The 23,329-nt window shown below is 61.7% G+C and carries 17 protein-coding genes; 10 read left to right on the forward strand and 7 right to left on the reverse strand.

The window, feature by feature from the left end:
- Positions 1-476 precede the first annotated feature (476 nt).
- Positions 477-1,283, forward strand: coding sequence for a transcriptional regulator TbsP (tbsP, locus tag V5735_RS22370; RefSeq protein WP_423746863.1), 807 nt, complete (start codon positions 477-479; stop codon positions 1,281-1,283).
- Positions 1,284-1,793: 510 nt separating this feature from the next.
- On the opposite strand, the gene V5735_RS22375 is transcribed toward tbsP, so the two are convergent.
- The 3 genes from V5735_RS22375 to gfo6 form a co-directional block, all read right to left on the reverse strand.
- Entirely contained in the window at positions 1,794-2,678 is an 885-nt protein-coding gene (locus tag V5735_RS22375; protein ID WP_423746864.1) for a fumarylacetoacetate hydrolase family protein, read from the reverse strand.
- A gap of 228 nt (positions 2,679-2,906) precedes the next feature.
- The gene (locus V5735_RS22380; protein ID WP_423746865.1) at positions 2,907-4,145 is read right to left on the reverse strand and encodes a mandelate racemase/muconate lactonizing enzyme family protein; all 1,239 of its coding nucleotides are present in this window, start codon (positions 4,143-4,145) and stop codon (positions 2,907-2,909) included.
- A gap of 66 nt (positions 4,146-4,211) precedes the next feature.
- Positions 4,212-5,303, reverse strand: a complete 1,092-nt coding sequence (gfo6, locus tag V5735_RS22385; RefSeq protein WP_423746866.1) for a D-xylose 1-dehydrogenase Gfo6 — start codon at positions 5,301-5,303, stop codon at positions 4,212-4,214.
- A 113-nt stretch (positions 5,304-5,416) separates the two neighbouring features.
- Between gfo6 and V5735_RS22390 the strand changes: the two genes are divergently transcribed.
- The 6 genes from V5735_RS22390 to V5735_RS22415 all read left to right on the forward strand — a co-directional run bounded on the left by V5735_RS22390 (position 5,417) and on the right by V5735_RS22415 (position 14,681).
- Positions 5,417-6,865 carry an aldehyde dehydrogenase family protein gene (locus V5735_RS22390; protein ID WP_423746867.1) on the forward strand — a complete coding sequence of 483 codons (1,449 nt, stop codon included), beginning with the start codon at positions 5,417-5,419 and terminating at the stop codon, positions 6,863-6,865.
- Between the two features lie 315 nt (positions 6,866-7,180).
- Positions 7,181-9,511, forward strand: a complete 2,331-nt coding sequence (locus V5735_RS22395; RefSeq protein ID WP_423746868.1) for a glycoside hydrolase family 3 N-terminal domain-containing protein — start codon at positions 7,181-7,183, stop codon at positions 9,509-9,511.
- Positions 9,512-9,798: 287 nt separating this feature from the next.
- The gene (locus V5735_RS22400; RefSeq protein WP_423746869.1) at positions 9,799-10,911 is read left to right on the forward strand and encodes a Gfo/Idh/MocA family protein; all 1,113 of its coding nucleotides are present in this window, start codon (positions 9,799-9,801) and stop codon (positions 10,909-10,911) included.
- A gap of 3 nt (positions 10,912-10,914) precedes the next feature.
- Positions 10,915-11,676 (forward strand): hydroxypyruvate isomerase family protein, encoded by a 762-nt coding sequence (locus V5735_RS22405; protein WP_423746870.1) that lies wholly within the window; start codon positions 10,915-10,917, stop codon positions 11,674-11,676.
- 97 nt (positions 11,677-11,773) lie between these two features.
- The gene (locus V5735_RS22410; protein ID WP_423746871.1) at positions 11,774-13,336 is read left to right on the forward strand and encodes an extracellular solute-binding protein; all 1,563 of its coding nucleotides are present in this window, start codon (positions 11,774-11,776) and stop codon (positions 13,334-13,336) included.
- A 190-nt stretch (positions 13,337-13,526) separates the two neighbouring features.
- Positions 13,527-14,681 (forward strand): ABC transporter ATP-binding protein, encoded by a 1,155-nt coding sequence (locus tag V5735_RS22415; protein ID WP_423746872.1) that lies wholly within the window; start codon positions 13,527-13,529, stop codon positions 14,679-14,681.
- Between the two features lie 111 nt (positions 14,682-14,792).
- On the opposite strand, the gene V5735_RS22420 is transcribed toward V5735_RS22415, so the two are convergent.
- From V5735_RS22420 to V5735_RS22430, 3 genes are all read right to left on the reverse strand, one after another.
- Positions 14,793-16,439, reverse strand: a complete 1,647-nt coding sequence (locus tag V5735_RS22420; RefSeq protein WP_423746873.1) for a TCP-1/cpn60 chaperonin family protein — start codon at positions 16,437-16,439, stop codon at positions 14,793-14,795.
- Positions 16,440-16,509: 70 nt separating this feature from the next.
- On the reverse strand, positions 16,510-17,382 hold the full coding sequence (locus V5735_RS22425; RefSeq protein ID WP_423746874.1) for a carbohydrate ABC transporter permease: 873 nt from the start codon (positions 17,380-17,382) through the stop codon (positions 16,510-16,512).
- Between the two features lie 12 nt (positions 17,383-17,394).
- Positions 17,395-18,351 (reverse strand): carbohydrate ABC transporter permease, encoded by a 957-nt coding sequence (locus tag V5735_RS22430; RefSeq protein ID WP_423746875.1) that lies wholly within the window; start codon positions 18,349-18,351, stop codon positions 17,395-17,397.
- 99 nt (positions 18,352-18,450) lie between these two features.
- Here V5735_RS22430 and V5735_RS22435 point away from each other — a divergent pair, with 99 nt between their 5' ends.
- Complete coding sequence (locus tag V5735_RS22435) at positions 18,451-19,146, forward strand: hypothetical protein (protein WP_423746876.1); 696 nt, start codon at positions 18,451-18,453, stop codon at positions 19,144-19,146.
- 75 nt (positions 19,147-19,221) lie between these two features.
- Positions 19,222-21,222, forward strand: a complete 2,001-nt coding sequence (locus V5735_RS22440; RefSeq protein ID WP_423746877.1) for a beta-galactosidase — start codon at positions 19,222-19,224, stop codon at positions 21,220-21,222.
- 8 nt (positions 21,223-21,230) lie between these two features.
- Here V5735_RS22440 and V5735_RS22445 read toward each other — a convergent pair whose 3' ends face one another.
- The gene (locus V5735_RS22445) at positions 21,231-21,890 is read right to left on the reverse strand and encodes a ThuA domain-containing protein (protein WP_423746878.1); all 660 of its coding nucleotides are present in this window, start codon (positions 21,888-21,890) and stop codon (positions 21,231-21,233) included.
- Between the two features lie 636 nt (positions 21,891-22,526).
- On the opposite strand from V5735_RS22445, the gene V5735_RS22450 reads away from it, so the two are divergent.
- Positions 22,527-23,282, forward strand: a complete 756-nt coding sequence (locus V5735_RS22450; protein ID WP_423746879.1) for an IclR family transcriptional regulator — start codon at positions 22,527-22,529, stop codon at positions 23,280-23,282.
- Positions 23,283-23,329: the final 47 nt, after the last annotated feature.

Consider the following 23,329-nt stretch of genomic DNA (forward strand, 5'->3'; position numbering starts at 1 on the left):
GCCGACTATAACCGAGGATTGCGCACGCTACCGCGGGTAGTCCGAGCGAACTTGCGGACGCCCTCGTGATATCGATACCGGTACCCGGGACCCGAGACCGAGAACGAACTCCCAAATTGACAGTTCGGGAGGTGGTTGGTTCGAGGTCGTTTCTGAAATGCGTGAAACAGATATTCGGATTATCACCCGATACAGTCCGTCTATACCGAGTTCTATATCTCAAAAAGGAACTAACCGTGTCGTTCATCTTCTCTCTTCACCGATTTTTTATACGTTTTGGGAGGCCTAGCAGGATGCACTCACGAGACCGAATTCAGTAAGTGGTCTCACATCGGTAACAAATCGACCCGTCGTGTTCTGAGACTTTTCGCATTTCTCCACACCCCAAGTTAATCCGTTCCATCCGCTATTTTTAGCCGCCTCTTTCGATTAGTAATGTGGTCGAAACAAAGATACCTCCGCTCCATGGTGGATGTATGCTATCCGAAACAACCGTCGTCGATCAACAATTCGAAGAAACCGTTCGCTCGCTGTTCGAAGATGCGGATTCCGTCCTGATAGTGAATCCCGCACCGCCCGTGTTCCGAGCACTCATACTGACGGCGGTCGAATCCGACATCGACCTCCCCGACCTCAAGGTGCTCGCCAGTTCGGACGTGCTGAAATCGGCCGTCGAGGACTTCATCCTCGCGAGTCGCGTCGCGGATTTAGTCGAACAGGAGGTACTGACACTCCGGACGACCTCGGATATCGCACGGAATTCCCTGCTCGTCAGCGACGACCTCGTCGTGACGGTGATAACCTTGGACGGGAAACTGACGGGGCTGCAGTCGTCTGACGAGGAGTTGGTCGAAAACGTTCGGACGACGTTCATGGACGAGTGGGAGACGGGCGATACGTTCAGTTTGCGAACCCCGCCGTTCTCCCGCGTGAAAGAAACGCTCGACGAAGACTTCGGAGAAGACGTCAAGGACGATTTCATGATGGTCGTCGAGTCGGTTGACACGATTCCGGGGGAGGACGACGAACTCGATGAGGTCGCCATCGCATTGCTGGTCGGAGCGAACAACGAGGAACTGCTCTACGACATCAGCAAATGGGGAGAGGATACCGGCGTCGCGAGTAAAGCCACGTTTTCGCGGACGAAAACGCGGCTCGAAGACCGTGGCCTGATAGAGACGGAAAAGGTCCCCATCGACGTCGGCCGCCCGCGACTTCGGTTGGTCTTGGTGCCGAACGACCTGCAGGACATCGACAACCTGGCCGAACAGGTGACCGCGTAGCGCCGACCGCCGTCCGTACCGAACGCCCGTCGCTCGCACTCGACGGGCGAAAACGTACGAGGAGTGGAACGTACCGTGTCCGACGGGTGAAACGGAAAACCCGGTTCTGGCATCGAAAACGCACCGCATCTCGACGTCTTCGACCCACCGCGGTCGAACGGGACTTCCGAAGACCCCTAACATTACAACAATAGTATTGTAATCTCTTGCGCGAGGAAAAGCGGCGTCACCGTTTCCTCGACCGCTTCGACCGAACTTTGTTCTCTATATCAGAACGAATTCGCGGTCCGACCCGACGGATTTCGGTGTCGGATTTCCCCGTCTCCGGCGAATACCGGCGTCTATCTTTCGGCTATCGGCCGTTTCGAAACCTGACGGACATCGACGCTGGCACCTGGCTCGTTCTGGTATTGGGAACGGATCCCTCACGAGTCGCGTGACGGTATCACGTCGGGGTCGATTCTCGGAGAGAGACGTCTCTATCCGGTCGCGTCGCCGGTTGTCGTCTGGTCAGACCGTAACCGTCCCGTTCACGAGCCGCCCGATTCGGTCGATATCGATGATAACTTCGTCGCCTTCGGTGAGGGTGAACGACTCCGGGGGTACGAGCGCGGTTCCCGTGAGCAGAACCAACGTCTCGGGGAGGCTGTTGTGCCGTCGAAGGTACGAGACGAGTTCCTCGCAGGTGGTCACCATCTCCCTCGTCGTGGTTGATCCCTCGTACACCGTCTCCCCGTCGCGTCGTATCGAGAGGGACATCGAGAGGTCGTGCGGGTCGCCGACCGTTTCCGACGAAGCGATGCAGGGACCGATGGCACAACACCGGTCGTACACTTTCGCCTGCGGAAGGAACAGCGGGTTTTCTCCCTCGATATCCCGACTGGAGACGTCGTTTCCGACCGTGTAGCCGACGACTTCGCCGCGGTGCAGGACGATGCCGAGCTCGGGCTCCGGAACGTCCCACTCCGAATCGCCACGCACGCCGATATTCTCCCACGGACCGACCGTCCGCGACGGCGTTGCCTTCATGAACAGCTCCGGTCGCCCGCTGTCGTACACGTCGATGTACACCTCCGGTTTGCCGCTCTCGGCTTTGCGCGCCTCCTCGCTGATTCGGTACGTGACGCCCGCCGCCCACACCTCGTCGGCGACGATGGGTTGGCGGATGTTCCGGTCGGCGTCGTCGAACTCGATGCGGTCGGCGTCGTCGAGGCGGTTTCGAGCGACGGTATCGATGGACGTGTCGTTCGCGTTCGCCGCGCGAGCGAGCGCCCTGAACGAACTGAGGTCAGCTGAGACGGACGTGAGGTCGTATGCGGTTCCGTCGTCGTCGATCACGACCAACGTATCCGCGGATGAGCGAGGCTCTCCCCCGGGGAGTCGGTAATAGCGCATACACAGTGATGAGCGGAAGGTGTTAAAAGAGTATCGCCGTGGAGAAACCCGTTTTGCCGGTGACGAAACGGGTTCCTTCGACGCTTAGACGACCCGCGCGAGCCAGCGGCTCACTGGCTCAACGAGGCTCATGCTTCGTCAAACAGCGCGGAGTAGAACCCCGCTGGCTTGGTGAGGATCACGCCTCATCAAACGACGCAAAGCAGAGCTTTGCTGGCTCGACGAAGCTCACGCTTCGTCAAACAACTCCTCACCTTCGACCATGTGCTCCTCGACGGCGTTCATGTCGAGCGTCACGCCGAGGCCCGGTTCTTCGGGAATCTCCATCCTCCCTTCCCGAATGAGGTCGTCCTCCTCCACGAGGTCCTCCCACCAACCGAGTTGATAGGAATGGTATTCGACGGCGAGGCTGTTGGGTATCGCCGCCGCGACCTGTGCGGACGCCATGGTTCCGATGGGCGAAGAAACGTTGTGCATGGCGACGGGGATGTAGTACATGTCCGCGAGATCGGCGACCTTTCTCGTCTCGCGCATCCCGCCCACGCGGGGCAGGTCCGGCGCGATGATGTCCACCGCCTGCGGTTGAAGGAGCGTCCGCTGACCGAACTTTCGATAGACGTTCTCGCCCACGGCGATGGGCGTCGTCGTCGATTCCGTGACCTTCTGCTGTACGTCGTGATTCTCCGGCGGAATCGGGTCTTCGAGCCACCACACGTCGTACGCTTCGAGTTCGCGGGCGAGGCGCTTCGCGCTACCGCTCGTGAACGACCAGTGGCAGTCGAACGCCACGTCCGCGCGGTCGCCGACCGTTTCACAGACTCGCTCGACGATTTCGACCTTGTGGTCTATCTCGGGACCGCGAAGGTGGCGGTTCGCGCGGTCCTTCTCGTACCCCGAAGGAACGTCGAGGTCGAACTTGATTGCGTCGTAGCCGAGTTCGGAGACGACGCGTTCCGCCTCCGCCGCGTTCGATTCGGGTTCCGACTCGTCTCCCGCATGGCAGTCGCAGTATATCCGAACCTCGTCGCGGTACTTCCCGCCGACGAGTTGGTAGGCCGGGAGTTCGACGAGTTTCCCTGCGAGGTCGTGCAGGGCGATTTCGATACCGGAGATGGCTGAGATGGTTTTCCCGGAGATGGAGCCTTCGCCGGACATCTTCTGGACGAGATGTTCGTAGAGTCGGTCGATATCGAGCGGATTCTCGCCGACGAGAAACGGCTTCATCCGCTCGATGATGGCCGTGTCGCCGCCGCCCCAATAGGATTCGCCGGTTCCAACGACGCCAGCGTCGGTGTAGACGCGAACGAGAATCCACGGGTAGTTGCCGTCCACCATCGTCGTCTGTACGTCGGTTATCTCCGCGTCGCGGACCCCGCCGCGTCGGTTGGTGAGGCCCATCGTCTCGGCGGAGAGGTCACGCATCGTATACTCCGCGTTCGGGTCGCAGAGCTTCGCATGGTCAACCATTGCATGCGATGGATTCCCAGAGGTCAGTAGTAAAGGTTGCGACTCGGGAGATATCGTCCGAGTCGCTCACTCGACCGACACCCATCTCTCGGTTTCGGCGGCCTCGTAGATGGCGGCGAGCGTCCGCATATCGACGAGGGCGTGTTCGCCGTCGGGCGTCGGCTTGACCCCTCGAACGACTCGGTCCGCGAAGTAGTCGAACTCCTCGGTCATCTCGTCGCCGAACAGGTCGCGGCGGCCGTCGTCGATCTCCATCTCGCGGCCGTCCGCCAGTCGGAGCGTGAGCGTCTGTGGAGTGGCACCCAAAAACGCCGGGTCGAGACGCAGTTCGCCCTCGGTGCCGATAACTCGGACCCCGCCCGATAGGTGCGCGTTCTGGCTGACGGTGCAGGCGGCGTACGTGCCGTCGTCGAACCGGAGCGAGAAGGTGGCGTGTTCGTCCGGAACGTCGTCGAACGCCTCGTGTTCGGAGTGCATCTGTGCGGTCACGCTCACGGGGTCGGCGTCGAGGACGAACCGAGCGGTGTTCAGCGGATAGATACCGAGGTCCATCACCGTCGAACCGTATCCGGCGAGGTCGGGGTCGAGTCGCCACTGGTCCGGGTTGCCCGAAACGACGTCAAGCATCTGCTGTTCCATGTGGCCGTGGACGGCCACCGGGTCGCCGATGGCACCGTCGCGGACGAGTTCACGCATCCGACGAACCTGCGGGTCGGTCTGCATTCGGTAGGCGACCATCAACGGAACGTCTTCGGCGGCCGCGACGAGTTCCTCGGCGCGGTCGAGCGTCGCCTCCATCGGCTTTTCGCAGAGCACCGCCTTCCCGTGGTCCGCCGCGGCGGACACGTACTGCAGGTGAGACGCGTTCGGCGTACAGACGTACGCCGCGTCGTACTCGTCGGTCGCGTCGCCGTTCACGAACTCGTCGTACGTGAGGGCGGCACTGACGGTCGGACTATCGTCGGCGACGGTCTCAGCCTTTTCGTGGGAACTGCTGACGGCGACGGTCGTCTCGCAGAACTTCGATTCTCGAATCGCCGGGACGGCCTGCTCGCGCGTCCACCAACCGAGACCCACGAGGGCGACGCGGAGCGTGCCCGATTCCAGTTCTTCCCAATCCCGTTGTCTGATACCGCTCAGGTAGTCGTCGACGGTCATACCCGGACGATTCAACCCAGTCGGCAAAAAACTAGTGATGGCCGTAGTAAAATTCCCGTCAAACGTTCGTCGAACCGTAACAGTCGTATGGCAGAAGTGAGAATAACGGCGTGATGTCGGAGACGACGTACAACTACGTTAACGGCGAGTGGATCGAATCGGAGTCGGGTGACACCATCGAAGTCGAGAACCCCGCAAACCCGAACGAGACAGTGGGACGCTATCAGTCGTCCAGCGCGACCGACGCGACGGCCGCGGTCGAAGCCGCCGCTGCAGCGGCCGACGACTGGGCATCGACGCCGGGACCGGAGCGCGGGAAAATCCTCCGCGCGGCCGGGACCCTGCTCGAAGAGCGCAAGGACGAGCTGACGGACGTGCTCGTCGCCGAGGAAGGGAAGGCCCACGCCGAAGCCGGTGGGGAGGTCCAGCGGGCTATCGACATCTTCCACTACTTCGCCGGGAAGGCGGCCGACCTCGGCGGAACGATGAAGAGTCCGAGCGCACCGAACCAGAACCTGTACACGAGAACGGAACCGGTCGGCGTCGCCGCGCTCATCACGCCGTGGAACTACCCCATCGCCATCCCGGCATGGAAGCTCGCACCGGCCTTGGCGGCCGGGAACGCGGTCGTGCTCAAACCGGCGTCGGCCGCACCCGGCGTCGCAATCGAACTCGCGCGGGCGTTGGACGAGGCCGGACTCCCCGACGGCGTGCTGAACGTCGTCACCGGTTCGGGGAGCACCGTCGGCACCGAATTCGTCGAACACGATGCGGTGGATGCCGTCTCGTTCACCGGTAGCAGCGAAGTCGGCGAGATGGTGTACGACCGGGCGACCGACGCGGGCAAACGCGTCCAGACGGAACTCGGCGGCAAGAACCCGACGGTCGTCGCGGCCTCGGCCGACCCGGCGGAGGCCGCCGATATCGTCGCGGGCGGCGGGTTCGGGACGACCGGCCAGTCGTGTACCGCGTGTTCCCGCGCCATCGTCCACGAGGACGTGTACGACGAGTTCGTGGCCGAACTCGTGGACCGCGCCGAATCCATCGACGTCGGTCCGGGTGCCGACCACGAGATGGGACCACAGGTGAGCGAAAGCGAACTCGAATCGACGCTCGACTACATCGAAATCGCCGAAAACGAGGGTGCGGCGCTCGCGGCGGGGGGCAACACTCCCGACGGTGAAGCGGTCGAGACCGGGTACTTCGTGGAACCGACCGTGTTCACCGACGTGGACTCCGAGATGCGAATCGCACAGGAGGAGGTCTTCGGGCCGGTCGTCGCCGTCATCAAGGTGAGCGATTTCGACGAGGGTCTCCACGTCGCGAACGACGTTCACTACGGCCTCTCGGCGAGCATCGTCACCGACGACCACACGGAAGCCAACCGCTTCATCGATGAGGTGGAGGCGGGCGTCGTGAAGGTCAACGACAAGACGACGGGACTCGAACTTCACGTTCCCTTCGGCGGGTTCAAGCGCTCGTCCAGCGAGACGTGGCGCGAACAGGGCGACGAGGGACTGGAGTTCTACACCATCGAGAAGACGGTGTACGACAGCTACTGAGGAACCACTCGGTACCGTCGTTCGGTTCGTCCTTTTTTGACGTGACGTTCGTTCCCTCGATTCGGTTCCGGTCGTTGGAATCTGTCCGTCCTTGGGGTCGGTCTCGTCGAGGTACCCGACGAAGTCGGTGACGTGTTCGCACCTCGCGTCGGATTTATCGGCTCATGACGTTTCGACGACCGAATCGAGGAATTGGCGATAGATATCGTCACGGACAACTCCATCGTTGCTGAGGGAGGCGAGTAACCAAGCGTGGAAATACCGCGACACCTCCCGTCCAAACCATTAAGAGATGTGATTGCGAGAAACCAACTGATGCAAACTGAATCGGATCGTGGAGACCGTCGTATCGCCGACGAAGGGCGAGTAGAAGGGGTCCTCGAAGAGATGACGATAGCGGAAAAGGTCGCACAACTGGGGTCGGTGAACGCGAACAAACTGCTCGAGGACGATGGAAGCCTCGACCGGAAGGCAACGGAGGAACTCCTCGAAAACGGAATCGGTCACCTGACGAGACTCGGCGGGGAAGGAAGCCTTCCGCCACGGGAAGCCGCGAACCGGACGAACGAACTCCAGGACTTTCTCGGGAACGAGACTCGACTCGGCATCCCCGCGATTCCCCACGAGGAGTGTCTGAGCGGCTATATGGGACCGAACGGAACGACGTTCCCGCAGATGATCGGCGTCGCGAGTACGTGGTCGCCGGACCTCGTCGGGGAGATAACGGACACCATCCGCGGTCAGTTGGAGGCGATTGGGACGACGCACGCGCTCTCGCCGGTGCTCGACATCGCTCGGGACCTTCGGTGGGGACGCGTCGAGGAAACGTTCGGCGAGGACCCGTATCTCGTCGCGGCGATGGCCCGTGGATACGTGAACGGCTTGCAGGGTGATGGCGACGGCATCTCCGCAACGCTCAAGCACTTTGCCGGTCACGGCGCCGGGGAGGGCGGGAAAAACCGCAGTTCGGTCAACGTCGGACGCCGGGAACTTCGGGAGACCCACCTGTTCCCGTTCGAGGCCGTCATCAAAACGGCCGACGCCGAGTCCGTAATGAACGCCTACCACGACATCGACGGCATCCCGTGCGCGAGCGACGAGTGGTTGCTGACGGACGTTCTCCGTGGCGAGTGGGGATTCGACGGGACGGTGGTTTCGGACTACTACAGCGTCGAGTTCCTGCAAAGCGAGCACGGCGTCGCGGCATCGAAGCAAGCGGCGGGGGTGATGGCCGTCGAGGCCGGTCTCGACGTCGAACTCCCCTACACGGACTGCTACGGCGACCATCTCGTGAACGCCGTCGAAGACGGGGACGTGGCCGAAGCGACGGTGGATACGGCGGTTCGTCGGGTCCTCCGTGCGAAGGCCGAGAAGGGACTCCTCGACGATCCGACCGTCGACGTCGCCGCCGCCGCCGCCCCGTTCAACACCGAGAACGCGAGAGACCTCACCACCCGCGCCGCCCGCGAATCGATGACCCTCCTGAAGAACGAGGACGATTTTCTTCCCTTCGACGGGGAGGAACTGGAGACCGTGGCCGTCGTCGGTCCGAAAGCCGACAACGCACAGGAACTCATGGGCGATTACGCGTATCCGGCACACTATCCCACGGAGGAAGTCGACCTCGATGCCACGACCCCGCTCGACGCTATCGAAGCACGCGGCGAGCACGCCGGATTCGATGTTCGATACGAGCAGGGGTGTACGACGACCGGATCCTCGACCGAAGACTTCGATTCGGCGGCCGAGGCGGCCGAACCCGCCGACGTCGCCGTCACGTTCGTCGGCGCGCGCTCCGCCGTCGATTTCTCCGACATCGACGAGAAGCAAGCCGACCTCCCGAGCGTTCCCACCAGCGGCGAAGGTTGTGACGTGGTCGACTTGAATCTCCCCGGCGTCCAGCAGGAACTCGTGGAACGCGTCCACGAGACCGGAACGCCGTTGGTCGTCGTCGTCGTGAGCGGGAAACCTCACTCCGTCGAGTGGATCGCTGAGGTAGCGCCCGCGCTCCTCTACGCGTGGCTTCCGGGTGAACGCGGGGGTGAAGGAATTGCTGAAGTGCTGTTCGGCGAACACAACCCCGGCGGCCGCCTCCCAGTCTCCATCCCGCGGTCGGTCGGCCAACTGCCGGTTTACTACAACCGAAAACCCAACACCGCGAACGAAGAGCACGTCTACACGGAGAACACACCCCTGTACCCGTTCGGCCACGGTCTGAGCTACACCGACTTCGAATACGGCGACCTCTCGCTATCGACCGACTCGCTCGCTCCGTCCGGGCGGGTGAGCGCCGAAGTCACGGTCAGCAATACGGGCGACCGCGACGGACACGAAGTCGTCCAGTTGTACGCGAGCGCGAAGTCCCCGAGTCAAGCACGACCGGTTCAAGAACTGGTCGGGTTCGAACGGATATTCCTCGCCGCTGGCGAGTCGAAACGCATCATCTTCGAAATCGACGCCTCGCAACTCGCGTTCCACGACCGGGACATGAATCTCGCCGTCGAGCGAGGTCCGTACGAACTCCGCGTCGGTCGCTCGGCGAGCGATATCGTCTCCACGGCGGCGTTCGACGTTCCGACGACGAAAGAAGTACCGGCGGCCGGCCGAACGTACTTCACGACGACGCGAGTCGAACCCGTGGAGTAGCACGGTATACCGTTTCGAAACGGTGTTCGAAGTTTCGTTCTGGTATTCAGAATGCGCATGCCGTTTCGGGAGGCCGGTGGTCGTCCGGTTCGTCGGTCCAGTTTCACCGTTTCCCCTCGCTCGGCCGGACCGAGGTGCTTCAGTTCGCATCCGTGATTGTGACCCTCGCGCTCGATTCGGATACGGTGCGATGTCAGCACTCCCGAACGTCATCTGAGAGGTACAAGTTACCAAATCACAAACTTTATTGCGGGATTCGAATAACCTCCGTACGTGATTCAGAGGCAATGAAAGCAGTTACTAGCGCCTTCGTCGGAACCGGACCGGACCCCGAGACACAGAACAACCAAGGATTCGCGATGGCGTATCGTCACGCCGCGGCGTACGACCACGCGGGGGCGGAGTTGGTCGCCTGTGCCGATATCGTCGAACCCAACGCGAAAGCGTTCGCCGACTACTGGGGTATCGAAGCGGACGGTGTGTTCGAGGAGTACCTCGACATGGTCACCGCGGTCGAACCCGACATCGTCAGCGTCTGTACGCCCCCGCCGACGCACGCGGACATCGTGACCGACATCGCGCGGAGCGATGCGGTGCAGGCGATACACTGCGAGAAACCCATGGACAGGACGTGGTCGAACGTCGAACGGATGGTGGAGGTGTGTGACGAGGAGGGCGTCAAATTGACGTTCAATCACCAACGCCGCTTCGGCCGAGGATATCGACGGGCCAAGGAATTGCTCGATGCCGGGGAGATCGGTGATCTCCAGCGGGTCGAGTGCGCGGCTCCCAACATCTACGACTACGGGTCCCACTCGGTAGACCTCTGTAACTACTTCAACGACGAGGGAAGGGCCGAGTGGGTCATCTCCCAACTCGACTACCGAGACGAGGACCTGTGGTTCGGCGCCCACAACGAGAACCAGACGCTCACCGCTTGGAGATACGAGAACGGCGTCTACGGACTCGCGACGACCGGAATCGGGGCGGATCTGGTCAACTGTCACAACCGCCTCGTGGGCAGTGAGGGCACCGTCGAAATCGGACACGGCTTCCCGAACAACGAAACCGACGACCGAATCCTCCGCATCAAGCGCGACGGGGACGACGAGTGGGAACACGTCGATTGCGACGGCGAGGGCCTTCACGGCCTCGATTCTCGGGAGTTCGGTCGGGTCTTCATCGACCGTGCGATAGCCGACGTCGTCGAAGCGGTCGAGAACGATTCCACCTCCGAACTGAACGCGGAGAACGCGCTCAAGGCGACGGAGATAATCTTCGGCGCGTGGGAATCGTCACGACGACACGGCCGCGTCGAGTTGCCGCTCGACATCGAGGACAACCCCCTCGATGCGCTCATCGAAGACGGAACGCTCACTCCGGAACCCGCCGAGGATTGACCGATGCCAGAACTGTCGGTTTGCGTCGAGATGGTCTTCGAAGGAGCACCGTTTACGGAGCGGATCGGTCTCGCCGCGGCGGCCGGCGCGGACGCGGTGGAGTTCTGGGGATGGCGCGACAAGGACCTCGATGCGGTCGCCAACGCGTGTGACGAACACGACCTGAACGTCGCAGCCATGCTCGGCAGCGACGTCCCGCTGACGGACCCGACCCGAACCTCCGAAGCCCGCCAGTCCATGCGCGAATCCATCGAAACGGCCGCACGCCTCGGTTGTTCGACCCTCATTATCACCGTGGGACAGGAACAGGCGGATATCGACCACTCAGCCCAACGAGGTGCTATCGTGGCCGCTCTCGAGAGCGTCGCCCCCGACGCCGCCGACGCGGGCGTTACGCTCGCCGTCGAACCGTTGAACACGACCGTGGATCACCCCGGTTACTTCCTCGAATCGTCGGCGGAAGGATACGACATCGTCGATGCGGTCGGCGATTCGAACGTCAAACTCCTCTTCGACGTGTATCATCAACAGATCACGGAAGGAAACGTCATCGCCAACATGACGAGTCACCTCGACCATATCGGGTACGTCCACATCGCGGACGTTCCCGGTCGACACGAACCCGGAACGGGGGAACTCGACTATGAGAACATCCTCCCCGCGCTCGCCGCTGCGGGGTACGACGGATACATCGGGTGCGAATTCTCCCCCGAAGGTGACGACGCCGCAGCCGTGAGCGACTGTCGTGCTATCCTAAACGGGTAGCGGTTCTCGTTTTCCTTCGAAGGGCTGTTCGACGAGGAGCGAATCATCCTAAGGGAAAAGATTATTGTCCCCTATAGTAATGATAATCCGTGTCACTATGCCGAAGGCAACTGATTCATCGGTCGGCGACGCTACTGACGAGACGGTAACCGGTACCCCCGACGAGGGAGACTACTCCCGGCGCGGTTTCATGGAGGCCGCTGCATCCATGGGCGCGGCCGGTGCCGCAGCCGGATTGTCCGGATGTACCGAACAGTTCGGCGGTAGCGGCGGTGATAGCAAAACGAAGGGTGAAAAGGACTTCATCTTCTGGACGATGCGCGGATACATCCCGGAAGTGACGAAGAACATCAAACAGGCCGCCAAGGGCTTCGAAAAACACTCGGATTCGCCGGTCAACGTCTCGACGAACGTCATCGTGTGGAACCAGGTGTTCCCGAAGTGGAACGCGTCCATTCAGGGACGGACGACGCCGAACGTCTCGGAGATGGCCAACGAACACGCCGTGAACTTCGGAAGTCTCGGTGCGACGGCACCCGTCACGGACATTTACGATTCGTACGACGACTGGTACGGGCCGATGGAATCGTGGGCCAGTTGGGACGACAAGAAGTGGGGCGTCCCGTGGTTCGTCGAGACGCGACCGATGTACTATCGGAAGGACCTCCTCGAAAAGGCGGGTCACAGCAAGCCGCCGAAGGACTGGAAGGAGCTCGTTAAAATCGGAAAAGACGTGGTCAAAGAGACCGGAAATCCGGGGTACATCGAACCCGGCGCTCGCGACTTCACGACCGGTCAACACACGTTCGCCTACACCGCGAACGCGGGCGGGAAGTTCTACAGCAAGAAGGACGGGAAGTGGCAGGTAGAACTCGATTCGGCCGGATCCCTGTTCGGCCACCTGTTCTACGCCAGCCTGAAGAAAGCGTGGAACCTGCCGGCAGACGGTTGGACGAGCCAGGATTCGAGCGCGACGGACAAGTTCTTCCGGGAGCGCGACGCCGGGATGGCGCACCTCGGCGCGGAGGACGCGCGTCTCGCCCGGACGAAGGAACACGCCGGACTCCGGGACAACGTGGGTATCCAGCCGATGCCCGAGGGACCGCTGGGCAAACGGTGGTCGTTCCGCGGCGGTTCCTGTCTCAGCCCGTTCACCGACGACGTTTCCAAACACGATGTCGGCGACCTCTCGAACGCGTTCGTGAAGTACATGATGCAACCGGACAACCAGTCCGACTACTTCGCGGCGTCCGCACCCGTCTTCATGCCGGTACGGAAGAGTCAGGAGCAGATGGACCTCTTCACGAAGAACCCGACGAAGCTACCCGACGACTGGCTCGATGCATTCGTCACCCAAGCACAGAAGACTCGGCGCTACGGCGTCTTCGGCGGCGGACAGGACACGCCGTTCCTCGGATCGGTCGAAGGTTCGACGACCGGATACAGCCAAGCTATTTCGGCCATCCTGGGCTCGAACAAGGATCCGAAGGAAGCGTTGGTCGGCATGGCCAACAACGTTCGGAACGAGGCGAACAAAAAGCTCGACTACACGCTCAAGAACAAGTCCGAGAAACCGAGCCTCGACGACGCCCCGAAGGAGGTGCAGGATTGGATCACCGGTTCGAACAACACGCCGAAGATCTGGAATCCCTACGAATGACGCCGAGGTGGGTACGCCCCCCGTTCCTGACACCACATACGTGAGTCCCGTCAGATCCGAGTCGATAACCTCCGCCACCCGATCCACTGAAACAACGATTTCTCGGGTCGAAGAGCCGTATCTGATGGGAAATTCCCGTCGACGACGACGGAATATTTTTATAGACAACTGTTCCCTATCAACATGGTATATGGGACGAATAGTTTTCGATTCCGTTCAAAAGGTCTACGGCAGCAAAACGGTTGCCGTCGATAATTTCGAACTCGAGGTCGCCGACGGAGAATTCCTGACGCTGGTCGGGCCGAGCGGCTCGGGCAAATCGACGACGCTCCGGATGCTCGCCGGGCTCGAAGAGATAACGGCAGGGGAGATATCCATCGACGACGAAGTCGTGAATTTTCTCCCGCCCCGCGACCGGGATATCGCGATGGTGTTCCAGAACTACGCACTGTATCCGCACCTCAGCGTGCGTGAAAACCTCGCGTTCGGGCTCAAGCGTTCGACGACGCTCGACAAGGGGAAGATCAACCGACGCGTCGAGGAGACGGCCGATCTGCTTGGCATCCCGGAACTCCTCGACAACAAACCCCGTCAGCTGTCCGGCGGACAGAAACAGCGCGTGGCGACGGGACGCGCTATCGTCCGCGAACCGGAGGTGTTCCTCTTCGACGAACCGCTGTCGAACCTCGACGCCAAGCTCCGCAAACACATGCGGACGGAGCTCAACCGCATCCAGCAGGAACTCGGCACGACCACCATCTACGTCACGCACGACCAGGAGGAGGCGATGACGATGTCGGACCGAATCGCCATCCTGAACCACGGCGAACTCCAACAGGTGGGCAGCCCACGGGAGGTGTACAACGACCCCACGAACCTGTTCGTGGCCCAGTTCATCGGAAGTCCGAGCATGAACATCTTCGACGGAATCGTCGAGGACCGACAAGGAGTCTCCCGATTCACGGGACAGATCGACCACGTCTTCTCGGACGATATCGCCGAGAAGGCCGAACGTACCGCCTCGGATCGATTCGCCCTCGGCATCCGACCGGAGGACCTCGAACTGTGCGAATCGTCCCACCGGAACGCGAGCGCGGTCACCGTCGAACTGGTCGAACCGCTCGGCCGGGACAACCTCCTGTACTTTGAGCCGGCGGCGACGGGGGCGGACGTGGACGAAGAGCGAGAATACGTGATGTTCGTCCCGCCGGACGTGAATCCCGACGTCGGCGACGAGGTGTACATCACCTTCGACGATGACGACATTCACCTGTTCGACGAGGAGACGGGCGACAACCTCCTCGTCGAGGGGCGGACGCAGCGGGAAGACCCACCGGTTCGATAGCCGTTTGAGGAAAACGGACGGCTCACTGCCGACCAGACGGGACCTACCACTGGACGGCTACACCCGTATCCGCACTCAGCTTCGCTCTCGCCACCACCGACCTTTTTTGAGTCACGGCGATGCTCCGTCGAGCGGACTGCCGGGGGTCGCGTTGTAGAGGATGCCGTCGATGCGGAGGTAGCTGTTCGTGAACTCGACGCCGCGAACGAATCCGCTGGTCCGAACGAGTTGCGGGTCGAACGCGCCGTGGTCGAACACGTCGTCGACGACGACTCTGTTCGCGGTGATCCCCGCCCGTCCATTCCCGCCCGCGTGACGGCTCCGGAGGTCGAGCACGGTACCGAGCGCATCGCGACCGGCGTTCCGAGCCAGCGTGAGCGGAATCGTCTCTATCGCGTCCGCGAACGCTTCGACCGCGAGCTGTGCCCGTCCGGGGACGCCCGGTGCGAAGTCGCGGAGCGCCACCGCCGCGGCGATTTCCGCCGCCCCGCCGCCGGGAAGCGCTTCCGGGCGCATCACCGCCGCTCGAACGGCGTTCAGCCCGTCCTTGACCCGCCGCTCGGCTTCGCGGGCGACGGAGTCGCTGCCGCCGCGGACGACGAACGACACCGCCTCGGGGACATCCGGGCCCGTCGCCATCACTGCCAACCAGCTCTCGTCCTGCTGGTCGAACCGTTGGTCGATGCGCACGGGTGCCGTCGCTTCGGCGTCCACCACGTCGGCCGAAACGAGCGGCGTCGATACCGATGCTCCAGTCGCACGGGCGAGGAACTCGATGCGCGAATCTTTCACGTTCTGCACCGTGAGCACGCCACGGCTACCCAGCTCTTGGGCGATATCGCGGTGAATATCCCCGCTCGCGAGGACGGTAACCGCGCCCGTCGCGCGAATCGCGGCCGCGATGTCGTCGAAGCGTCGTGTGTCCACGGTCCGCACACCGTCGAATCCGTCCGTGTCCGCCGTCACGTTGCCCTGAAACGCCGGGTCACGGGGTGCCACGTCGCCGCCGACCAGCAGCGCCGGTCCCTCGACCGGCAGTTCGCCGGTTCCCCAGTACGGCTCCTTGGGAAGGAACGCACCGGGCACGAGGGACGAATCGGCGACGCCCCCGCCCGGCATCGCCTCCGTTCGGACGAACGAGAGGTCCACCGAACCGGTTTGCGGGTTCGACACGCGGAGGACGGCCTCCACGACGTGGTCGGCGAGACCGTGCAGCGACCAGGATTTCGTACTCCCGTTCGTCATCCCGGTTATCGCCACGTTCCGAAGGAGATCGCGGTCGAGCGATGCACCGTCTGACGACGCCAGCGAGACGCTGGAGTCATCCCAGACTTCGAGCGTCCGCTGGGCGGCGATGGAGAACCCCTCGATGACGGTCGCCGGGGGGACACCCTCGGCGACGAGGTCGAGTCCGGCGGTGAGCAGTTCGCTCGTCAGCAGTACCGTCGTCGTCGTCCCGTCACCGAAGTCGTCCTCCTGTGCCTCCGCCGTTTCGATGAGGTGTTGTGCGACCGGATGGTTCGTCTCCCCCTCGAACTCCTCGATGATGGAAATCCCATCGTTGCTCGCGAGTCCGCGAATCTCGTCGTCTTGCTGTCGGCGAACGACGAGTTTGTCGAGGCCGGACGGTCCGAGCGTGCTCCGGACGAGGCTTCCCATCTCCTCGGCCGCGGTTTCGATGATTTCGCTCGTTTCGGACCGGTCGAAACGAGTGTATCCGGAGATCTGACCGGATGGGGAAGTAGGTGGTTGCTCCATAGAAAACAGAACGGACCCCACCGGACTTTACTTTTGTGAAAATTCGTGTTGTTCTACCCGCGGACGTCCGTTACGACTTGACGGCACCTTCCGCCAGTCCCTCGACGAGGTAGCGTTGCAGGAAGACGAACAGCAGGAGGAGCGGCAAACTGACGGCCGTCGAACCGGCCATGATGAGTCCCCAGTTAACCGTGTTCTGTCCGATCCACGAGCCGATTCCCGGCGGCAGCGTCTTCTTGGTCGGGTCGTTGATGAGCACGAGCGCGAAGAGAAACTCGTTCCACGCCAGAATCCACCCGAAGATGAACGTCGTCGCAATGGCGGGTGCGGATAGCGGGAGAATGACACTGATGACCGCCCCGATGCGGGTACTGCCGTCGACCATCGCTGCCTCTTCTAGCTGGGCGGGGAGGTTCTCGTAGAATCCCCGCAACATCCACGTGGTAAACGGTAACGTGAAGGCGATGTACGCGATGACGAGGCCGGTGAGCGTGTTGAACAGCCCGAGGTCACGGAAGACGAGGAACAGTGGGATGACGATGACCACGTACGGGAACATCTGCGTGATGAGGAGGAACGTCGCGACCACCTTTCGACCGCGGAATCGCAATCGTCCGATGCTGTACGCCCCGAAGATACAGACGACGATGCTGATGAGCGTGGACGCCAGCGAGACGATGGCGCTGTTGATGAACCACGTGAGAAACGTCGTCTGGTTCAGCATCGTCATGTAGTTGTTCAGGCTCACCCCGCTTAGCCACCCTGTGATACCGATTCGCGTTAGCTCCTCGACGGTCGTTACGTTCACCGACGTGACGACCATCCAGATGATGGGGAACAGGACGATGAGCGTGAGACTCCACACGAACGCGTGGAATCCGATCGTCTTGAGCATCGGGTCGTTCAGGAACGACGAGTTCGATTGCGGTGATTTAGTTGCCATATCGTGTTCACCTCACACCTGACCGATGTCCTGCCGGTAGAGCTGGAGGTACACCAGTCCGTATCCGAGCATGATGACCATCATGACCATTCCGATAGCGCTTGCCAACCCGACGGAGTTCGACAGGAACGCGTTGTTGTACACGTACACCGGGAGCACCATCGACGACATCCCCGGACCGCCGCTCGTCAGCACGAATATCATGGTGAAATTGTTGAACGTCCACAGACTCATCAGCAGCGTCGTCACGATGATAACCGGCTGTAGGTACGGAAGCGTAATGTGGCGGAACAGCTCCCATCGGGAGGAGCCGTCGACGAGCGCCGCCTCGTACAGCGAATCCGGGATCGCCTTCATCGCGGCGAGGAAGCTGATCATGAAGAACGGGAAGTTTCGCCACACCCAACCGAGCATGGCCGAAAACAGCGCGAACTTCGAACTCCCGATCCACGGAATCGCGCCGAGACCGACCAGCCGCAAGAGGCCGTTGAACACCCCGAGATTGTAGTTGTACATCCACTGGAAGTTCAGCGCCACGGCGATGTACGGCATCGCCCACGGCAGCAGGAGCAACCCCTGAACGACGTTTCGCCCTCGAAATTCGCGGTTGAGAAGGACGGCGAACCCCATCCCGACCAGGAGCATGATGATGATCGAGCCGAACGCCCACGAGACGGTGTTGAGCAACACCTGCCAGAACTCAGGCCACCCCGACAGTATCTTCACGTAGTGTGCCGGGCCGACCCACGTCGGCGGGGTGATTCCGTTGTACTCGTTCATGCTCAGGTACGCCGCACGGAAGACGGGATAGACGCTTACCAGACCGAGCGAGACCAGGGTCGGAACGAGAAACAACCAACCCCAGACGCTCTCCTTCGACAGGAGGTGGCGATACTTTTGTGGTAGCGAAACTCGGTTGAGAAACTGATTCCGTAACTGATAGTATTTCACCATGCTACTTCGTCTCACTAAATTCTCCGGGATGGTAATAACATTTTGGTACCGAACGTCCCGATGCTCGGTGTCTAGTCGAAACACCCTTGACAGTCTAGTGAAATTGAACGTTGCATGGCGTTCGAAACTGCATACGGGGCCTGGCGCGCTAGGGTCGATTCGACCACCGACGCGTGGCGGGCCTTCCTCGACGCGGATGACTTCGGCGAGGCGGCCGAATCCATCGAATATTACGGCTGGACGGCGCCCGCGATCGGCGTGTTCGCCCACGTCATCTTTCGGAGCGGGTTTACGTACCTCATCGAACCGGGAGTGATGAGAGGCGGGGAACCGTTCCCGTCGCTGCTGTCGGCGTTCGTCCTCAACTTCATCTACACGAGTTTCCAGACCCTGTTGCTGCTGTTCTTTTTCTTCGGAACGATCGGTGCGATCGCCGGGTTGATCGCCTCCAATCGAAGTCTCGACGGTACCACGTTCAAAGTCGGCGGGTACCTCTCCGTGGTGTTCGTCCCGATTTTCGTGGTCGCCTCAGTTCTCGCGCTCACGATTTCCGGCTCGGACGTCGGCATCGCCGCCGTTTCCGGCGGCAACGTCTCACAGATGGCACCGAAGATCATGGAAGTACGGATGAACATCCGGAGCACACAGCAGATGCAAATCGTACGGCTGCTCCGGATCAGCGGATGGCTCCTCTGCGCGCTACTTTTTCGGCTGGTGCTCGCACGGCGCTACGGTCTCGGTCGGATTCGAAGCACGCTGGCGCTGCTTCCGACGACCGTCGCCTTCGTCGTATTCACCTCGATGACGTGATCGACGAGAAGCCGGAATCGAGGACCGTTCGATGCCACCGATAACTTGATAATAGTTTCCACGCCACACGAAGGTATGTCGATAGGCGTGTGTTATTTTCCGGAACACTGGCCCCGCGAACGGTGGGCCACCGACGTTGAGCAGATGGCCGAGGCGGGAATCGAATACGTCCGCATGGGCGAGTTCTCCTGGTCGAGACTCGAACCGCGACCCGGCGAACTCGACTTCGAGTGGCTCGAAACCGCGGTCGATCTCGTGCACGAGCACGGGATGAAGGCGGTACTATGTACCCCCACGGCGACGCCACCCAAATGGTTGGTCGACCAGCATCCGGACATCCTTCAGGAGGAACCGGACGGGGGCGCCCGTCACTTCGGCAGTCGGCGACACTACTGCTTCAACTCGGAGACCTACCGGGAGCAGACCAACCGCATCGTCACCGCCCTCGCCGAACACTTCGCCGACCATCCGGCGGTCGTCGGCTGGCAGACCGACAACGAGTACGGCTGTCACGACACCATCCGGTGCTACTGCGACGACTGCGCGACGGCCTTTCGGATCTGGCTGCGTGAGAAGTACGGCGGTATCGACACGCTGAACGAGTCGTGGGGGACGACGTTCTGGAGCCAGCACCACTCCGATTTCGAGGAGATCGATCCGCCGCGTCACACGGTCACCGATCACCATCCGGGACGGTTACTCGACTACCACCGCTTCGCGAGCGCGAGCGTCGTATCCTACAACCGATCCCAAGCGGATCGACTGCGGGAGGCGAACGACGACTGGTTCGTCACCCACAACTTCATGTTCGATTTCGGCCAGCTGGACCCGTACGACGTCGGCGACGATCTCGACTTCGCCGCGTGGGATTCGTATCCGACCGGATTCCCCCAAGTCGCCGACGACGATCCGGCCGATGCGGACGAACTTCGGGTCGGAAACCCTGACCAGATCGGATTCAATCACGACCGCTATCGCTGCGCCGCACCCGGGAACTTCTGGGTGATGGAGCAGCAACCGGGGGCGATCAACTGGCCGCCCGAGACCACCCAACCGGCAGAGGGTGCGATGCGTCTCTGGGCACACCACGCGGTCGCTCACGGTGCCGACGTCGTCTCCTACTTCAGGTGGCGACGGTGTCTGGAGGGACAGGAGCAGTATCACGCCGGGCTTCGAAAGCGGGACGGGACCGTCGACCGCGGATATCACGATGCGACGGCGGCGGCGGCGGAACTCGCCGATCTCGACCGAGGTTCGGTCACCGCTCCCGTCGCGCTCGTCCTCGACTACGAAAGCCTCTGGGCGCTCGACGAACAGGCGATGTCGCCCGATTTCGACTATTGGAACCACCTCCACACGTACTACCACGCGCTTCGCGGTCGCGGCGTACAAGTAGACGTACTTCCGGCCGACACCGACTTCGAAGACTACGATGCGGTCCTCGCCCCGTCGCTGCACCTCGTCGGCGACGATGTCGAGTCGGCCTTCCGACGATACGTCGAGAGCGGCGGTCACCTGTTGTTCACGATTCGTTCGGGGGAGAAGGACCCGCACAACAAGCTACACGCCACGCGACCGCCGGGACCGCTCGCCGACCTCGCGGGTGTTCGCGTCGATCAACACGAGAGCGTCCCAGCGGATTCGCCCGACGCCCACCTCTCGTATCGGGACGAACGGTACGGATATCGAACGTGGGCGGAGTGGATCGACGCCGACGACGCGAGGGTCGTGGGGCAGTACGCGACCGGGATCGGCGAAGGACGTACGGCCATCACCGTGCGTGAAGCCGAACCCGGGTCGGTCGCTTACGTCGGGATCTGGCCGGACGCCGAACTCGCGGACGCCCTCGTCTCCGACGTGCTCACGCGGGCCAACGTCACACACGCGGCCGACCCGCTCCCGGACCGCGTCCGGGTCGCTCACCGCGGCGATCTGACGTGGGTGTTCAATTACAGCAGCGAACCGATAGACGTCGACGTCGGCGATGCAGACGTTCGGTTGGGCGAGGAAACCGTTCCCGGCTACGACCTGCTCGTGATCGAGGGGACTCCTACGGACGTAGCGGTGGAAAGGTAAGACGCCGATCAGGCGCTCACCCATCGAACGGCGTTTCGAAGGAGGCGTCGGTACTGCGGGTTTTCGAATGCCTCAGCTGTGTGCCCGAGCGAGACGTAGCAGACGTTTCCGTCGCCGACCGTCCGTACCCAGGCGACCGGATAGTTGTCGAGATCGGGGTGGTCCATCCGAGCAAGGACGCGTATCGCGTCCTCATCGTAATCGACCGTGTACGGTTCGTCGAACACCTCGAAATCCTCGACCCCGGCGGTAACCGGGTGATCGGTATCGGCGATATCGACGCGAAACGTCGATTGCTCCGGATGCCCGATGAAGTGCCCGCCAAGCAACTCCCGGAGTTCCGGGAACGGTTCGTCCCGGTGGTCGATGCCACCGGATCCGTCGTGGGTACTGGTGATGTCCGCGGCACAGTGTATCCCGAGATAACCGCCACCATCCGCGACGAACGACGAGAGACCGTCTCGCTGAGCGCCGGAAAGGGAGCTGTCGGTGAGATAGTCGGCGAGGACGTCGTAGTCGTCGAGGCTGCGCAGGGAATCACGGTCCGTCGTTCGAGTCACGGCGATGTCGTCCCCGAGAGCGTTCTCGATACGTGGTGCCATTTCGTCGAATTCGTGGAAGGGAAACGTGTTCTCCCCGATGAGAAGCGCGCTGGTTTTGTCGGCCATGACTTCCACTTACGGAAGCGGGGGCATATGATTCGGTCGATTGCGGCAATCTACTCGACCGTCAACCGGTGACCGCGGCGTTCTAAACCGCGGAACGCGGAGAACGGTATCGAAACGACAGACAAATTTCACGTCACGGGGCGAATAACGTTCACCGACGTGCTCTCCGCTCCGCGTTCGTTTCTTTTCCCTACGTGGCGACGGTAGTCGCCACAATTCTGCCGAACGGTCAATGGATACGTCGATTCGCCTTCTCCGTTTTGCATCAGAGAACGGTTCGGTCCTCCCACCGTCGAAATCAAGACGAAGGACGGAAATCCATCGACGGTGCGACGGTTTCTCGTCCGCCTTCTTCGGGAAGTTCGCGGTCACCGCGACGATGGACATCCAGACGACCGGCCGAACCCATTTCACGGAGACGCGAGTCGAAGACGCCGACTGAATCCCGCCTCGGACCGAACCGCCGAGTGGTCGAAAACGTCGTTCGATGGGACGGTGCGAGAAGCGCGGTGCGTTCTCGGGCGAGCGAAGAGCGCTGTTCGGTTTCGGGTGCGCGATTCGAACGGGTTTCGTCGTTTTCTTTCCGTTCTGGTCTCCAGAATGTTTATGAGTGATGAATGTGTGCCTTCCATTGACATGGACGCAAAACACCCGGTGCAAACCACCGAAAAAACGCTCGCCTTGGTCGAGGAGTTGATGGAACGGGGTTCGTGTGGCGTGACCGAACTCGCCGAGGGGTCGGGTATGGGAAAGAGCATGGTTCACAACCATCTGACGACCCTCCGGAAGTACGGATACGTCGTGAAGGTCGGGGGCGAGTACCAACTCGGGCTGAAGTTCCTCGAAGTCGGCGGCCACACACGGAAATCGATGGAACTCTACGAGGTTGCGGAACCGGAAATCAAAGCGCTCGCTGACGAAACCGGCGAGCTCGCGAATCTCCTCGTGGAAGAACAGGGAAAGGGCGTCTACCTGATGCGAGCCAAAGGCGCGAAAGCGGTCGATTTGGATACGCACGCCGGTCTCCGAACGTACCTCCACACGACGGGACTCGGAAAGGCGATTCTCGCGCACCTACCCGAGGAGCGCGTCGACGAAATCGTCGAACGGCACGGACTCGAACGCGTCACGCCGCAGAGCATCGGTACGCGAGAGGAGCTGTTCGAGACGCTGGAACAGGTCCGCGAGCGAGGATACGCCATCGACGACGGGGAACGATTGGAGGGCCTCCGCTGTATCGCAGCACCGGTTCGCACCTCCTCGAACGAGGTGTTGGGTGCCATCAGCGTCTCCGCTCCCGCGAACAGGGTGAGCGACGACGACCTCCACGATGAACTGTCGAAGCGGGTACTCAACGCGGCCAACGTCGTCGAACTCAACATTAACTACTGAGCGACTCGCCTCGCTCGAAACGACTTTTGGAACCGTGTGAGGTCGGT

Source organism: Haladaptatus sp. SPP-AMP-3, from assembly GCF_049568665.1.
GTDB lineage: Archaea > Halobacteriota > Halobacteria > Halobacteriales > Haladaptataceae > Haladaptatus > Haladaptatus paucihalophilus.